Source organism: Micromonospora sp. NPDC002575 (genome assembly GCF_042889525.1).
Classification (GTDB): Bacteria; Actinomycetota; Actinomycetes; order Mycobacteriales; family Micromonosporaceae; genus Micromonospora; species Micromonospora carbonacea.
Genome location: NZ_JBIARA010000004.1, coordinates 1 through 14,909, shown reverse-complemented (window position 1 = coordinate 14,909; position 14,909 = coordinate 1). Strand labels below are relative to the sequence as shown.

The window sequence follows — 14,909 nt, the reverse complement described above, 5'->3', positions numbered from 1 at the left end:
GGAGCCCCGGCCCGCGTTCGTCGAGGGGGTCGCCCGGTCGGTCCTGCGCACCAAGCGCGGGCGGCCCCCTCTCCACAGGCGACGGACAGGGGAAGCAGATGCCGCAGCGAGAAGCACCGACCGCGCCGGCAACCCGCCGGGGCCGGGAGGCGGCGGTGACCGACCGGCCGATCGCCCCGGGCGACGTGCTGCACCTGACCCGCGCCGCGAGCCCGCAGTTCGTCAAGCCGATCACCGTACGGGTCATCCGTGAGGTGCGGGACCGGCACACCTACCACGGCTGGACGTGGATCGAGGCGTACGAGTTGGACGCCCGGGGCGACGCCGTCGCCAAACGCGAGCTGTTCGTGCTGCGCGAGGGGCTGCACCGGCTCGCCGGGCCCCCGCGGCAGGCCGCGCCCCCGCGGCAGGCCGCGCCCGCGCGGGGCACGAGCCCGACCCGGGGCACGAACCCGGCCCTGCGGCAGGCCGCGCCCGCCCAGGGCACGAGCCCGGCCCGGGTGCGCTGATGCCCCGCCCGGGTTCCCTCGTGCCACCTCCGGGTGCCGTGCTGCCCCGCCGGCACCTACCGATGCGCCCCGCCTGGCTCTGCCGGGTCTGCGCCGCCCAGTGGCCCTGCCCGCCCGCGCGGCTCGACCTGCCGGCCGAGTTCCACGGCCACAGCGTCGCGCTCGCGTTCTACCTGGCCGCCGCGATGCGGGACGCCATGGACGACATGTACCGGCTCGGCGGCCGGCCCGACAGGGCCGCGATGCACGCCCGCTTCCTCGGCTGGCTCTCCCCGACCTGTTCCCGCCGGACCGAGCGCCACTGACCGCCCGGAGCGATGGGGCCAGGGCCTGTGTCGACGTATGGGAAGGCGCAGGCCGAAGATCGTGCTCGATCCTGGAAAGAGTGGCCTCCGGCGGGAAACGACACGACTACTTCCCTGATCGAGCGTGATCTTGTCCCGGCCTCGGGCGTGATCTTGTCCCGGTCGAGCACCGTCGCGAAGCAGGGCTCAGGCGTCGGCCTCGGCCAGGAGGGCGGCCAGCGTGGCGGCGCGCAGCAGCGCGGCCCGCCGCTGCCGGTCCACCTCGCCGCCGAGGAACGGCGTCGAGTTCATCAGGCCGAACGCGGCGTGCGCCAGCACCCGCGCCTCGCCGTCGGGCAGGCCCGGGTGCAGCGCGGTCAGCACCGTCACCCACTGCTCCACGTAGAGCCGCTGGAGCCGGCGGATGCGGCGGCGCGGCTCGTCCGGCAGCCGGTCCAGCTCGTGCAGGTGCAGGGCGATCACGGCCGGGTTGGCCAGCGCGAACTCGACGTGGAAGTCGATCAGCGACTCCAGCGCCGCCCGCGGGTCGTCGGGATGGCCGGTGACCCGTTCCCGCCCGCCGTCGAGCAACCCCTCGCTGACCGGGATCAGCGCGGCGGCCAGCATCGCCTCCTTGCCGGCGAAGTGGTGGTAGAGGGCCGGGCCGGTGACGCCCGCCGCCGCGCCGATGTCGTCCATCGACACGCCGTGGTAGCCCCTCGCGGCGAAGAGCCCGACCGCGATCTCCAGGATCTCGTCCCGCCGCGACCGTCGCCTGCCAGTGCCCGCCACGCCGCCCGCCGCCCCCCGTGCCCGCTGTTCCACCGTCACCCGGCAAGCGTAGACCCGCCCGGACGCCGGGGTTACCCGCCGGTCGGCCCCCGCCAGCCGTCGTCGCCCCGCCAGTCGTGTCGTCGCCCCGTCAGTCGTCGTCGCCCCGTCAGTCGTCGTCGCCCAGGCCGTGCTCCTCGCGGACCGCCGCCGCCTCGTCCGGGCGGCCCAGCTCGTCGAGCACCCGGGCGAGCAGCCACGCCGCCTGGGACGCCGGCCGGGAGCCCGGGGGCAGGCCGCCCAGCACCTCCCGCAGCAGCGGCTCCGCCTCGCCCGGCCGGCCCGCGCGCATCAGCAGCTCGCCGCCGAGCAGCTCCACCCGGGCCGCCTCGCCGAACGCCTCGATCGACCGTAGCCGGGCCGGCACCCCGGCCAGCCGGTCCAGCCCCTCGTCCGGCCGGTCGTCGGCGGCCAGCACCCGGGCGCCGACCTCCGCCGCGAGCGCCGCCTCGTACGTCACCACCGGCGGCGCCTCCGGCCGGCCGGTCAGCGCGGCGGCGAGCCCGTCCACCACCTCGACGGCGCGCACCGCCGCCGGCACGTCCCCGGACCAGTTCAGGGCGTCGGCCTCCCGGCGGCGGGCGCGCAGCTCGTCGACCGGCGCACCGGCCAGCCGGTAGGCGGTGGCCGCCTCGGCGAACCGCTGCGCGGCCAGCGCGTCCCGGTCGGCGTCGTAGAGCAGGCCGCCGGCCTCCTCCAGCACCTGCCCCCGGTGGGGCAGGTTGTCCGGCCCGTCGAGGTTGCGGGCGAGCTGGTCCAGCAGGGCCAGCGCCGGATCCAGCTCGCCGAGGTCAACGTAGATCCCGGCCAGCAGGTGCCGGCAGCGGTCCGCCTCGGCCTGCGCCCCGAGCCGGTCCAGCCCGAGCACCGCCTCCTCCGCCACCTCGGCCGCCTCCGCCGGCCGCCCGGCCGCCCGGTAGGCGTTCGCCAACTCCCAGCGCAGGAAGGCGTCCCCGTCGGCGCCCTGCTCCACGCAGAGGGTCACCGCCTCGGCGAAGTCCTCCACCGCCTCGGCCGCCCGGTCCGCGCCCAGCAGGGCCCGCGCCCGGAACACCCGCACCGGCAGCCGGGCCTGCGCCGGGGCCGTCTCCAGCGCCTCGTCGCAGGCGGCCACCCGCTCGGCCGGGTCGTCCGTCGCCCGCGCGTACGCCAGGGTGGCGGCGGTGACCAGCTCGCCCACGCCCACTTCGCGGGCGAGCCGGCGGGCCAGCTCGGCCGCGGCCCGGAACTCCTCCGGCCGCTCCAGCTCCTCCAGCACGTGCGCGCGGTGCAGCGCCACCCGGGCGGCGAGCCACGGGTCGACGTCGGCATCGGCGGCGGCCCGGTCGGCGGCGGCCAGCGCCTCCTCCCACCGGTGCAGGTGCGCCAGGGCGAGGGCGAGCCGGTCGTGCCCGGCGGCCCGCTCCCGGGCGTCGCCGTGCCCGGCGAGGAAGTCGGCGGCGTCGCGCGCCAGCGCCAGCCCCTCCTCGCCGTCGCCGGTGAGGCAGAGCAGCGCGCCGAGCCGGCCGGCGACCACCTGCTCCCGCACCGGGTCCGGCAGTTCCCGGTACGCGGCCAGCGCCGCCCGGTTCGCCTCCTGCGCCGCCTGCGGGCCGTCGGCGTCGGTCAGCTCGCCGGCCCGCAGCTCCAGCCGCCGCGCCGCCGTCCGGGGCGGCTGCCCGGCCGCCCCGAACCGCTCGTCGTAGGCGGCCAGCGCGGCGGCGAAGCCCGCCCGGTCGTGCGTACGCCAGCGCTCGTCGGCCAGGTCGAGCAGCTCGTCGGCGGTGGCCTCGGCCGGCACGGTGGCCGCCGGGGCCGGTGCCGCCGGCGGCTCGGGCCGGCGGGCCGGGCGACGGCGGAGGCTGGCCGACAGCGGCAGGTGCTCGCCGTCGGGGCCGGCGGCCAGCCGCCGGGCGATCCACTCCGACTGGTGGGTCGTGCCGTTGCGGGCGTCGAACCGCGCGGCCAGCGCGGTCGCGGTGTCGGTCAGCTCGGCGGCGAGCGCGGCGGCGGACACCTCGCCCGCCGGCCGGTCGCCGGCCGCCCGGCGGTGCAGAGTGACGTCGCCGGCCCCGGCGGCGCGGCGCAGCGCGGCGGCGGCCGTGGCCGCGAAGTGCATCGCGGCGGCCGGGGTGGGCGCGCGGTCCAGCCAGTCAAGGTGCCGCTCGACGATCTCCACGGCCCGCGCCTCGTTGCCGGTCAGCGTGCAGAACTCGACGTGGTCGCCGATGTCCCACAGGTCCGACAGGTTGCCGCGCAGCCGCCGGTACGCCTCCCGGTGCGCGTCCCGCGCCGCGTCGCCCCGCCCCGAGCGCAGGTATGGCACCAGCAGCGCGGTGAGGATCGCCTGCGGCTGCTCCGTGCAGGTCAGCCGGCCGGCGAGGACCGGCTCGGCCAGCGCCACCGCCTCGTCGTGCCGGCCCACGTGGGCGAGGTGGGCGACCTGGGTGGTGGGATCGCAGCCGGCGCAGTCGGACAGCTCGTCGCGCGGGGCGGTCAGCCACTCCTGGTACCACCGCTCGGCGGCCTCGGCGTCGCCCACGTGGTCGGCGACCAGGTAGCGGTGCTTGTGCACGGCCTGGAGGCTGTGCCCCGCGTTGGCGTACCGGCGCTGCATGTCGTCGAGCACCGCGTACGTGCGGTCGAGCGGCAGCTCGGGGAACTTCAGCATGGCGTTGACCATGTACTTGAAGTGCCAGAGGAGCTGGTGGGCGTACCGCTCGTGGTAGGGCTGCGGGTCCCGGTCGAACTCGGCCAGGCACCACGAGAAGGTGACGAAGGACTTCGCCGGCTCGCCGCCGTAGACGTACGCGGTGGTGGCGTGCATCCGCACGGCGAACGCCAGGTGCCGGTCGTCGCCGCCGTCGGCGCGGCGCAGCAGCTGCTCCAGGGCGGCCGTGCGCCCGGCGCCGTACGGCATGCCGCTGCTCTCGTGCAGCATCCGCCACAGCTCGTCGTCACTCATCGGTGCCACTCACTCCCGTCCCGGTACGGCCCGGCCGAGCAGGCCGAGGAAGGAACTGTTCAGCAGCGCGGCGTCGGCCGCGCGGATCGGGTGGTGCCCGAGCAGCAGGGCCTGCCCGTACAGCGCCTCGACGGCGAGCCCGACCAGCTCCGGGTCGTCGAGGGTGGTGACCCGGCGGACCAGCGGGTTGCGGTGGTTGAGCACGAGCTGCGGGCGGTCCGGCGGGGCGGACGCGGCGAGCGCGTCGAGCACGCCGCCCCACAGCTCGTCGGCGGCGTCCCGGGTCGCGGCGAGCTGGTCGTTGAACGCCGCCGAGCGGCTGACCAGGTAGAGCGCGGGCAGCGACACCGGGTCGTACGCCCGCACCACCACCTCGCAGCCGAGCCGTTCCAGGGCCCGCTGCGCCCCGGCGAGGAACGGCCGCAGGGCCAGCTCGACGGCCGGGTCGAGGGCGTCGAAGCGGGTGGTCAGGTCGCTGGGCTCCAGCCGTTCGATGAGCACCGACCGGTCGATGGCCGGCAGCCGCTCGATCAGCTCCGTGTCGTACGTGAACCCGGCGTTGACCACCGCCAGGTCCTGCGCGGCGGCGACGGCGGCGAGCTGGCGGAACTCGTCCAGGCTGGCCGCATACCGGACCAGGCCGTGGCGCTGCCGGAACTCGGCCAGGGTGAGGGTGCCGACGTTGGTCTCCATCGGCCACCACTGGTCGACCAGCCGCAGCATCTCGTCGTCGTGCAGCGCGAGCGCCTTGACTCCGAGGTGGTGCACCTGGAGGAACTCGCCGAGCCGGCGCGGGTCGTGCCGGGCCAGCCGGACCAGCCAGCCGCGCACCTGCTCGCCGAGGGCCTCCCGGGTGGCGGTGAGCAGGGCGTCCTCGTAGAGCGCCTCGCGGCTGGCGGTGGGCCGCAGCTCACCGGCGTCGACCACGCAGTGGGCGAAGAACGCCCAGTCGGGCAGCAGCCCGTCGGCGTGCTCGGTGAGCAGCATCCGCTTGAGGTAGACCCGGTGGCCGGCGCGGGCCGCCGGGTTCACCGGGGTCGGCAGGATGAACGCGACGCCGGTCAGGCCGGCCTCCGGCACCGACAGCGGCACCACGTCGAACGGGTCGACGCCGAGGAGCTGGCGGGCGTAGCGGGTCAGGGCCGGCCGGTCGACGCCCGCGCCCGGGGCGGTCGGCCAGGGCGGCCCGCCGGTGGTGGTGACCGTGTCGCCGACCCGGACGGTGACCGGCAGCAGCGACCCGTAGAGCCGGGCCAGCTCGGTGACGGTCGCGGTGGCGAACCACTGGTCGGCGTCGCGGCGCGGCACCAGCGTCACCGTCGTCCCGGGCTCCGGGCGCTGCTGCCCGGCCGGCGCGACCTCGACGGCGTACCGGCCGTCGGCGTAGCCCGTCCAGAGCACCGTCGGCTCGTCGGCGTGCCGGGTGACCACCCGGATCTCGTCGGCCACCAGGAAGCAGGAGAGCAGCCCGATGCCGAACTGGCCGAGGAACTCGTGCCGGGAGAAGCCCAGCTCGTCGCGCTTGGAGCTGCGGCCGATGGTGGCCAGCAGCTCGTGCACCTGCGCCTCGGTGAGGCCGATGCCGGTGTCGTGCACCCGCAGCGTCCCGTCGCCGGTCAGCTCGGGCGGGAAGATCCGCACCAGCGCCGGGGCGTCGGGCTCGCCCGCCCGGCGCGCGGTGATCGCGTCGACGGCGTTCTGCATCAGCTCACGGACGTAGACCCGTGGGCTGCCGTACAGGTGATGACTGAGCAGGTCGACCACGCCTCGTAGGTCGACCTGGAAGGTGCGGTCCAACGCTGCTGCTCCCCGGTCCGATGCCGGCGCTCACCGTACCGGTGATCACCGACGCGTGGCTGCCCCCGGTCGGCCTGATCGCCGGACACGCGGCCGTACGGCTGATCGCCGGACACCCGGCCGTACGGCCCCTAGCCTGAAGGCCGGGACGCGCGCCGGAGCGGAACGGGCCGGACGGGGGGCACGGTGGTCGACGGCGGCACGAACGAGCGCCCGCTGGTGCTGGCGGGGATCCTGCTCGGCGGCGCGGGCGTCTTCGACGTGCTGGCCGGCGTCGGCGACCTCGTCGGCGACCCGTACGTCTCCATCGAGGGCGGCGCGTTCTACCACTACGACCTCACCGGCTGGGCCTGGGCGAGCCTGACCGCCGGGGCGCTGCTGGTGGTGGCGGGGGCGCTCGTGCCGCTGGGCCGGCGCTGGTCCGCCCGGCTCGCGCTGTTCGCCGTCGCCGCCGCCGTCGCGACGCACCTGCTGCTCCTGACGTACAACCCGCTCCGGGTGCTGATCGTCCTCGGGCTGGCCCTGGCCGCCGCCCGGCTGGTGCTGCGGCAGCGGCGCTCGGCCACCGACTGACCGCCTGACCGGCCGCCGACTGACTGCCTGACCAGCCACCGGCAGACCGCCTGACCGGTCGGCCGCGTCACCGCCTCAGCGGGGTTTCCGGGCCGGTTGGCAGGCCTTGCCGGTCAGCGCCGGGTCCGGCTGCTCGCTCTCCTCCCACACCGGGTTGGCCGAGATCGTCAGCGGGGGCGCCTGCCACGCGGCCCCGAGCCGCTGGAGCAGGGGATACTCGCGGCGGGTCCGCTGGACCAGCTCGCCGCCGAGGAAGTTGACCAGCCGGTCCTGGACGAGGGCCCGGTTGAGCAGGCCGCCGTGCACGCCCGGGGTCTGGAAGACCGGGATGCCGGTGTAGTCGCCGGGCGGGGCCTCGGCGGCCGTCGTGTACGGCAGGAAGGCGACCATCCGCACGCCGGGCACCGGGCACATGAGCTGGTTGCGGTAGAAGGGGGCGTCGTCGAGCAGCGACCGGATGAACGGCTCGTCCGGCCCGTTGCCGGGCGCACCGGCGAGACGCCCCAGCCCGAACAGGGCGCGGAGCATCCAGCCGGTGACCACGCCCCACCCGTGCTCCTGCCCGCGCGGCGGGTAGTAGGCCCGGCCGGCGTTGATCAGCGGGCTGAACATGACCAGCGCGACGACCGCCGGGTGGGGCCGCTGGGCAAGGTAGGTGCGGGCCACGATCGCGCCCTCGCTCTCCCCGACCAGGGCCACCTTCCGGCCGGTACGCCGGTGCAGCCGGTCCACCTGCGCGGCGAGCAGCCCGACGCTGTCCGCCACCGAGATGGTGGTGTCCTGTGGCCGGTAGGGCAGGGGCTTGCCGTCGGGGCCCAGCCCCCGGTAGGAGAACCGTTCCGCCCTCGGGTCGGGCGGCTGCTCGCCCCCGTACGCGGAGCCGTAGCCGGCCAGCACCACCACCGCCTCGGTGACCTCCGCCGGCAGCGGCCGGGTGAGCAGCACGTCCTCGGTGCGCAACTGGTTGCCGGGCACCGTGCTGACCAGCGACGGAATCAGCAGCGGCACGACGAGTGCCAGCAGGGCCACGATCGGGGCCACCGGCACCCGGGCCCACCGCAGCCGGGGCGCGAGCACGGCCGCCCGTACCGTCCGGTTCCACAGCATGCCGTTGGCCACGCCCGCCGCCCCTGCCACCGGCACCGTCCACCAGCCGGGCACGCTCCACGCCACCGCCCCGGCCATCGTGAGCACCACGAAGTTGAGCAGCGTCCACCCCACCAGGGGCAGCGAGGGCAGTCCCCGCCACCACGGCCCGACGGCGGCGGCCCGTTGCAGGAACGGCGCGAGCAGGAACATCGGCAGCAGCGACGCGAGCAGCACCCAGGACAGCGCCACCACCGACGCGGCCACCGAGATCACCGCCCACGGCAGGACGAGGACCGTGACCGCCGCGGAGATACCGATGTTGCGCTTCAACAACTGGCGTACGGGTGGTCGCTGCGCCTCGACCGGCCAGGCCAGCGCGACCAGGATGGTGGTCAGCCCGCCCCGGGTGAGCGCTATGTAGGCCAGCCAGAGGGCGAACTCCAGCCACGACTGGTGGTAGACGAACAGCCACCTCAGGTCGTGGTACGTGTCGTACGGCCAGACCGCGCTCACCTGGGGCGCGATCCCCTCGGCCGCCACGAAGCCCATGGCGACCAGGACGGCGGCCTCGACCGCCGGGAACACGGCGGTCAGCACGAGCAGCGCGACGAGCCTGCGGTCCAGGGTCAACACGGCCTCCTCGCCACCGTCGCGGTCCTGCTCCTCTCGCAGGCTCCACCGGTGGCGGGCTCCGTGTCGGCGCATCCGGCACATTGCCCACAGAAGGACGGGTGCCGGCCGTTGCGTTCCCCGGGGCCAGACGCCCGTGCCCCGGGGAACGATGGGTCAGCCGGCCAGGCCGCCCGGCTGGTCGCCCTTCACGACGGGGGCCCGCACCAGGTTGCCCCACTCGGTCCACGAGCCGTCGTAGTTGCGCACCTGCGGGTAGCCGAGCAGGTGGTGCAGCACGAACCAGGTGTGGCTGGACCGCTCCCCGATGCGGCAGTACGCCACCACGTCGTCGGACGGGCTCAGCCCGAGCTGGTCGGCGTAGATCGCCCGCAGCTCGTCGGCCGACTTGAACGTGCCGTCGTCGTTCGCCGCCGACTTCCACGGCTTGCTCACCGCGCCCGGGATGTGCCCGCCGCGCAGCGCGCCCTCCTGCGGGTAGTCCGGCATGTGCAGCATCTCGCCCGTGTACTCGCCCGGCGAGCGCACGTCCACCAGCGGCCGGCCGGCGGCGACGTGCGCCATCACCTGCTCCCGGTACGCCCGGATCGGCGCGTCGTTGCGCTCCGGCACCGGGTACGCGGCGCGGGGCCGGGCGACCTTCTCCCGGGTCAGCTCCCGCCCCTCGGCTGCCCACTTCTGCCGGCCGCCGTCGAGCAGGCGCACGTCCGCGTGCCCGAAAAGCGAGAAGACCCAGAGGGCGTACGCCGCCCACCAGTTGAAGTTGTCGCCGTAGAAGACGACCGTGTCGTCCCGCCCGATGCCCTTGGCGGCGCACAGCTCGGCGAAGCTCGCGGCGTCCAGGTAGTCCCGGGTCACCTGGTCGTTCAGCTCGGTGTGCCAGTCGACCTTCACGGCGCCCGGGATGTGCCCGGTGTCGTAGAGCAGCACGTCCTCGTCGGACTCGACCACGACGAGGCCCTCGTCGCCGAGGTGCTCGGCGAGCCAGTCGGTGGTGACGAGCCGCTGCGGGTCGGCGTACGACTGGAGGCGGGGATTCGGATCACTCGGCACAGGCATGACCCCCAAGGTACGCCGCGGCAGTCACGCGGCGTGGATGGTCCGCACGGTCAGTCGGAGACCGGGCCGAGCACCGGCCGCTTCGCGGTGACGGTGTCGCCGGACGAGCGGCCGGTCAGGCGGCGCTTGATCCACGGGGCCAGGTGCCGGCCCGCCCAGCGCAGGTCGGCGGCGCGGGCGGCCAGCCACGGCGTCGGCGCGGGATGCGGCGGGACCAGCAGCCAGTCCTCGTCGCAGCCGACGCCGAGGGCGGTCAGCACCTGCCCGGCGACCCGCCGGTGCCCCGCCGCCGACAGGTGCAGCCGGTCGGTGCTCCACAGCATCGGGTTGAGGAAGGTGTCGTCGGCGTAGAGGTCGACCAGGATCGCGCCGTGCCGCTCGGCGGTCTCCCCGACGGCCCGGTTGAGCAGGTGCACCCGGGGCGCGACGAGCCGCTGCCCGGGCAGCCGGGCCATCACGTCGGCGAACCGGAACAGCAGCACGTCCGCGCCCCCGGAACGGAGCTGCCGGACCACGTCGTCGAAGCGGGCCACCAGCGCGTCCGGATCGAAGGTGCGGCGCAGCACGTCGTTGCCGCCGGCCGCGAAGCTGATCAGGTCGGGCTTCATCGCCAGCGCGGCCGGCACCTGCTCGGCCACCACGTTGGGGAAGATCCGGCCCCGGATCGCCAGGTTCGCGTACCGGAAGTCGGGGCCGGCCTCGGCGGCGAGCCGGGTGGCCACCAGATCCGCCCAGCCCCGGTAGGTGCCGTCCGGATACGCGTCGTCCATGCCCTCGGTGAAGCTGTCCCCCACCGCCACGAAACTGCGCCAGCGCACGCCGTCTCCTCACGCCTCCGTTGCCTGCGGCACCCAGTCTGTCACCGGTCGGTTTCCCTGGGCTGCCGCCCGCCGCGCAAGGTGGCGGAGGTCATCGGGCATGTCCCGGCAGCGACGATTTGACGGCATCCGACGTGTCGACACAGGGCACATCTCGTAGATTTACGACGAGAAGCAGCCTATGCTCGCGGCAGATGCGAGGGGATAACCATGCTGATCCGGTTCGAGGCCGCGAACTTCCGATCGATCCTCGACCCCGTCGAGCTGTCGATGGTCGCGGTCGACAGGGATCGGATCGAGGCACGCCCCGTACCCAACATCAACGAGAGCTTGCTGTCCGTCGCCGCAGTCTTCGGTCCCAACGCATCCGGCAAGTCCAACCTCCTCGCGGCGATGACGTGGCTACGGAACGCCGTGGCCGAGTCGCTCCGGTTCTGGGACGACGCAGTTCCCGTCGAGCCCTTTGCCTTCGCCGACGGCCGCGACCGGGCCTCGGAGTTCACCCTTGAGGCGGTGATCAGGGGGGTCCGCTTCGAGTACGTCGTGGAGGTGGACCGCCAAATCGTGCGCTACGAGGCGCTGTTCCACTATCCGGAGAAGAAGCGCCGAAGGGTCTTCGAGCGCGAAGGCACGAGCCTGACATTGCAGCGCGGTCTCGGCAGGCTGTCCGGCACCCGCGAGTTGCTGACCGATCGGGCTCTGGCGCTCTCCATCGCCCGACGGTTCGATGAGCCCCTGGTGTCCGACTTCGCGGGTTTCGTGCTGTCCATGCAGACGTTCGGGCAACGTCTCAACCGCCGGTTCCCCACCCCCGCGTCGGGTGCGTCGACCCGTCGCTGGTTCGAAGAACCCCACGGCTCGGACCAGCCGGTCCTGCCCGGTTTCACCGATCCGCACGAGGAGTTCAAAGCCGACCGTGCCCAGGCGCTCGCCCTGCTGCGGATGGCGGATCTCGGCATTGACGACGTGGTGATCGACGAGCACGAGGCGGTCATTTCGAGCACGGATCCGGAGGCCGGCCGGATGCGCAGGCAGCGACGGATCCGACTCGTGCATCGCACCGCCCAGGAAAGGGTCCCGTTCGACCTGTCGGCAGAGTCGGAAGGCACCCGCACGTGGTTCCAGCTCATCGGCCCCGTCCTGAGCGCGTTGAAGACCGGGTCCCTCCTGTTGTTTGACGAGTTGGACGCAAGCTTGCATCCCACGCTTTCCGCGGAGGTGATCCGCCTGTTCAGCGACCCCGCCACCAATCCCTCGGGTGCGCAGTTGGTCTTCAGCTCCCACGACACGAGCCTGCTCAACCACCTCAACCGTGACGAGGTGTGGTTGACCGAGAAGGGCGAAGACGGATCCACCCGCCTCGGTGCTCTCGCCGAGTTCGCCGGTGAACGGGTGCGCCGGTCGCAGAACCTGGAGAAGGCATATCTCCACGGCAGGTTCGGCGCGCTGCCCGAGGTCGATCGCACGGACGTGCTGCGTGCGCTCGGCCTGATCGGCTGATCATGTCGGCGGGCGATGGACCGTCGCCAAGACGAGGAAGTGGACGAGTGTTGGTGCGTGTTCGACGTCGAATGGCCACAGAACCATCCCTACCTCGATGAGGCTGTCCGGCTCGCGGCCAGGCACGGCATCCGGCTCGCGATCTCGAACCCATGCTTCGAGCTGTGGCTCATCCTCCATTTCCGGGAGCACAACGCCTTCCTGACCACCAGTGACGCGGAACGGCAGAGCCGTCTCCTCGACGGAAGGCCGGGCAAGCGCATAGATGGCGGGCGTTACGTGGAAAGGCGCGGCGACGCGGCAGAACGCGCGATTGCCCTGGACAGGCGGCACGCGAGCAACCAAACCTCGTTTCCCGACAACAACCCCTCGTCAACGTTCCACGAACTCCTCGCGGCGATCGAGCCTGTCCGCACCGTTGACCTTTGACGTACGGAGGACGCGGCAGCCGGCCGAATCGGATCGCCCCTACGCGGTAACCGGCCGTACGCTGCGCTGATGTTGTTGCGCATGTCGACCCTGCTGCTGCGGACCCTGCGCGAGGACCCGGCGGACGCGGAGGTGCCGAGCCACCGGCTCCTGCTGCGCGCCGGGTACGTCCGTCGCGCCGCACCGGGCGGCTACACCTGGCTGCCGCTGGGCAAGCTGGTGCTGGACCGGGTGGCCGAGATCGTCCGGGGCGAGATGACGGCCATCGGCGACCAGGAGGTGCACTTCCCGGCGCTGCTGCCGGCCGAGCCCTACCGCACCAGCGGCCGGTGGGCCGAGTACGGCGACGACCTCTTCACCCTCGCCGACCGCCGGGGGGCCGAGCACCTGCTCGCCCCGACCCACGAGGAGCTGGCCGCGCTGCTGGTGAAGGACCTGTTCACGTCCTACCGGGACTTTCCGGTGACGCTGTTCCAGGTGCAGACGAAGTTCCGCGACGAGGCCCGCCCCCGCGCCGGGCTGCTGCGGGGACGCGAGTTCCTGATGAAGGACGCATACTCGTTCGACCTGGACGACGCGGGGCTGACCGCCGCGTACGAGCGGCACCGGGCGGCGTACCGGCGGATCTTCGACCGGCTGGGGCTGGAGCACACGGTGGTCCGCGCGACGTCCGGGGCGATGGGCGGGTCGGCGTCGGAGGAGTTCCTGGCCGCCACGGACGTCGGCGAGGACACCTTCGTCGGCTGCACGGCCTGCGACTACGCGGCCAACACCGAGGCGGTCGTCACCCGGCCTCCGGCGGCCGGTGATCCCGACGCGCAGCCGGCGTCGGCCGTGCACGACACCCCGGAGACGCCGACCATCGCCGCGCTGGTGGACCTGGCGAACACCCGCCGGCTCGCCGGCCGCGCCGACTGGACGGCCGCCGACACCCTGAAGAACGTCGTGCTGACCGTACGCCGGCCGGGCGCGGCAAAGACCGAGCTGCTGGTGGTGGGGCTGCCCGGGGACCGCGAGGTGGACCTGAAGCGGGTCGGCGCGGCGCTCGCCCCGGCCGCCGTGTCGGTCTTCGACGACTGGGCCGCCCACCCGGAGCTGGTACGCGGGTACATCGGGCCGCAGCGGCTGGCCGAGCTGGGCGTCCGGTATCTCGTCGACCCCCGGGTGGTCCCCGGGACGGCCTGGCTGACCGGGGCCAACGAGCCGGGCCGGCACGCCACCGACGTGGTCTGCGGCCGGGACTTCACCCCGGACGGGACCATCGAGGCGGCCGAGGTGCGCCCCGGCGACCGGTGTCCCGCGTGCGACTCCGGCGCCCTGAGGATGCGGCGCGGGATCGAGATCGGGCACATCTTCCAGCTCGGCCGGCGCTACACCGACGCGTTCGCCGTCAACGTGCTCGGCCCGGCCGGCAGGCCGGTCCGCCCCACCATGGGCTGCTACGGCATCGGCGTGTCCCGGGCGGTCGCCGCGATCGCCGAGCAGCACCACGACGACCGGGGCCTGGTGTGGCCGGCGGCGGTCGCGCCGTGCGACGTACACCTGGTTGCGGCCGGGAAGGGGCCGCAGCTCGACGCGGCGCTGGAGCTGGGCGGACGCCTCGCCGCCGCCGGCCTGCGGGTGCTGGTCGACGACCGCACGCACGTCTCCGCCGGGGTGAAGTTCGCCGACGCCGAGCTGATCGGCGTCCCGCGCGCCGTCGTGGTCGGCCGCCGCCTCGCCGACGGGTACGTCGAGCTGCGCGACCGGGCCACCGGGGAGCGGGCCGAGCTGCCGATGGCGGGGCTGGTCGACCGGCTGCGCGACGAGGCGCTGCACGCCCGGGGCGATCTGGTGTAGCGGGCGGCGCACTGGGTACCGGTTACCGATCGGCACTGGTGTGTATTCGGAGGCTCCCATGACCGGTTACCGGGTCAGCGACGTGATGACCAGGCAGGTGGTCTACCTGCCCGCGGAGACCACCCTGGACGAGGCGGCCAGGGTGATGAAGGAGGCGGACATCGGCGACGTGGTGGTCACCGAGGGCGCGAGCCTCGCCGGCATGCTGACCGACCGCGACATCGTGGTCCGGGCGGTGGCCGAGCGCAGCGATCCGGCCACCACCACGATCGGTTCGGTCATCACGCGCGAGGTGGTGATGATCGAGCAGCACGCGACCGCCGGGGAGGCGGCGTCGCTGATGCGGGAACGCGGCATCCGCCGCGTCCTCGTGTGCGACGGCGAACGCAAGCTCGTCGGCATCGTCTCCCTCGGCGACCTCGCCATGCAGCTCGACCCCAGCTCCGCGCTCAGCGACATCAGCGAGCAGGCCCCGACCGTGTGAAAGGAGGGGCCCCTTGTTAACGCCTCCGGCTTGGGGTCTAGCGGTCCTCGCAACGCCTAGTTCTTCTGGGGGTTGCGAGGACCGTGGTCGTTTCCGCTGAGGTCAAGGCAGAGTTCTTCCGGA

At 74.0% G+C, this 14,909-nt stretch carries 13 protein-coding genes; 7 read left to right on the top strand and 6 right to left on the bottom strand.

Annotation, left to right across the window (positions count from 1 at the left end; all coding sequences use genetic code 11):
- Positions 1-98 precede the first annotated feature (98 nt).
- Both ACFYWL_RS07695 and ACFYWL_RS07690 read left to right on the top strand, forming a co-directional pair.
- Positions 99-509, top strand: a complete 411-nt coding sequence (locus tag ACFYWL_RS07695) for a hypothetical protein (RefSeq protein ID WP_386968847.1) — start codon at positions 99-101, stop codon at positions 507-509.
- A 20-nt stretch (positions 510-529) separates the two neighbouring features.
- Positions 530-814, top strand: a complete 285-nt coding sequence (locus ACFYWL_RS07690; RefSeq protein ID WP_386968844.1) for a hypothetical protein — start codon at positions 530-532, stop codon at positions 812-814.
- A 186-nt stretch (positions 815-1,000) separates the two neighbouring features.
- Here the strand turns inward: ACFYWL_RS07690 and ACFYWL_RS07685 are convergent, their stop codons facing one another.
- From ACFYWL_RS07685 to ACFYWL_RS07675, 3 genes are all read right to left on the bottom strand, one after another.
- The gene (locus ACFYWL_RS07685) at positions 1,001-1,624 is read right to left on the bottom strand and encodes a TetR/AcrR family transcriptional regulator (RefSeq protein WP_386968841.1); all 624 of its coding nucleotides are present in this window, start codon (positions 1,622-1,624) and stop codon (positions 1,001-1,003) included.
- A 109-nt stretch (positions 1,625-1,733) separates the two neighbouring features.
- Positions 1,734-4,568, bottom strand: a complete 2,835-nt coding sequence (locus ACFYWL_RS07680; protein ID WP_386968838.1) for a hypothetical protein — start codon at positions 4,566-4,568, stop codon at positions 1,734-1,736.
- A gap of 9 nt (positions 4,569-4,577) precedes the next feature.
- The gene (locus ACFYWL_RS07675; protein ID WP_386968835.1) at positions 4,578-6,365 is read right to left on the bottom strand and encodes an HSP90 family protein; all 1,788 of its coding nucleotides are present in this window, start codon (positions 6,363-6,365) and stop codon (positions 4,578-4,580) included.
- A gap of 186 nt (positions 6,366-6,551) precedes the next feature.
- Between ACFYWL_RS07675 and ACFYWL_RS07670 the strand changes: the two genes are divergently transcribed.
- Positions 6,552-6,938, top strand: a complete 387-nt coding sequence (locus ACFYWL_RS07670; protein ID WP_386968832.1) for a hypothetical protein — start codon at positions 6,552-6,554, stop codon at positions 6,936-6,938.
- Positions 6,939-7,013: 75 nt separating this feature from the next.
- Here ACFYWL_RS07670 and ACFYWL_RS07665 read toward each other — a convergent pair whose 3' ends face one another.
- From ACFYWL_RS07665 to ACFYWL_RS07655, 3 genes are all read right to left on the bottom strand, one after another.
- Positions 7,014-8,732: an esterase/lipase family protein gene (locus ACFYWL_RS07665; RefSeq protein ID WP_386968830.1), complete on the bottom strand. Its 1,719-nt coding sequence runs from the start codon at positions 8,730-8,732 to the stop codon at positions 7,014-7,016.
- 81 nt (positions 8,733-8,813) lie between these two features.
- Positions 8,814-9,716, bottom strand: coding sequence for a sulfurtransferase (locus ACFYWL_RS07660; protein WP_353900061.1), 903 nt, complete (start codon positions 9,714-9,716; stop codon positions 8,814-8,816).
- Positions 9,717-9,766: 50 nt separating this feature from the next.
- Entirely contained in the window at positions 9,767-10,534 is a 768-nt protein-coding gene (locus ACFYWL_RS07655) for an SGNH/GDSL hydrolase family protein (protein ID WP_386968827.1), read from the bottom strand.
- A 210-nt stretch (positions 10,535-10,744) separates the two neighbouring features.
- Between ACFYWL_RS07655 and ACFYWL_RS07650 the strand changes: the two genes are divergently transcribed.
- From ACFYWL_RS07650 to ACFYWL_RS07635, 4 genes are all read left to right on the top strand, one after another.
- A complete protein-coding gene (locus tag ACFYWL_RS07650) occupies positions 10,745-12,034 on the top strand; it encodes an ATP/GTP-binding protein (RefSeq protein ID WP_386968824.1) in 1,290 nt (429 codons plus the stop codon).
- A gap of 15 nt (positions 12,035-12,049) precedes the next feature.
- The gene (locus tag ACFYWL_RS07645) at positions 12,050-12,463 is read left to right on the top strand and encodes an RloB family protein (RefSeq protein WP_386968822.1); all 414 of its coding nucleotides are present in this window, start codon (positions 12,050-12,052) and stop codon (positions 12,461-12,463) included.
- Between the two features lie 69 nt (positions 12,464-12,532).
- A complete protein-coding gene (locus ACFYWL_RS07640; RefSeq protein ID WP_386968820.1) occupies positions 12,533-14,302 on the top strand; it encodes a proline--tRNA ligase in 1,770 nt (589 codons plus the stop codon).
- A gap of 58 nt (positions 14,303-14,360) precedes the next feature.
- Positions 14,361-14,786, top strand: coding sequence for a CBS domain-containing protein (locus ACFYWL_RS07635; protein ID WP_386968817.1), 426 nt, complete (start codon positions 14,361-14,363; stop codon positions 14,784-14,786).
- Positions 14,787-14,909 lie beyond the last annotated feature (123 nt).

What these genes read in the sequence shown, in the direction of transcription:
- ACFYWL_RS07665 (WP_386968830.1), bottom strand. Translation starts at nt 8,732, where the DNA reads ATGCGCCGACACGGAGCCCGCCACCGGTGGAGCCTGCGAGAGGAGCAG.
- ACFYWL_RS07695 (WP_386968847.1), top strand. Translation starts at nt 99, where the DNA reads ATGCCGCAGCGAGAAGCACCGACCGCGCCGGCAACCCGCCGGGGCCGG.
- ACFYWL_RS07640 (WP_386968820.1), top strand. Translation starts at nt 12,533, where the DNA reads ATGTTGTTGCGCATGTCGACCCTGCTGCTGCGGACCCTGCGCGAGGAC.
- ACFYWL_RS07650 (WP_386968824.1), top strand. Translation starts at nt 10,745, where the DNA reads ATGCTGATCCGGTTCGAGGCCGCGAACTTCCGATCGATCCTCGACCCC.
- ACFYWL_RS07635 (WP_386968817.1), top strand. Translation starts at nt 14,361, where the DNA reads ATGACCGGTTACCGGGTCAGCGACGTGATGACCAGGCAGGTGGTCTAC.
- ACFYWL_RS07680 (WP_386968838.1), bottom strand. Translation starts at nt 4,568, where the DNA reads ATGAGTGACGACGAGCTGTGGCGGATGCTGCACGAGAGCAGCGGCATG.
- ACFYWL_RS07660 (WP_353900061.1), bottom strand. Translation starts at nt 9,716, where the DNA reads ATGCCTGTGCCGAGTGATCCGAATCCCCGCCTCCAGTCGTACGCCGAC.
- ACFYWL_RS07645 (WP_386968822.1), top strand. Translation starts at nt 12,050, where the DNA reads ATGGACCGTCGCCAAGACGAGGAAGTGGACGAGTGTTGGTGCGTGTTC.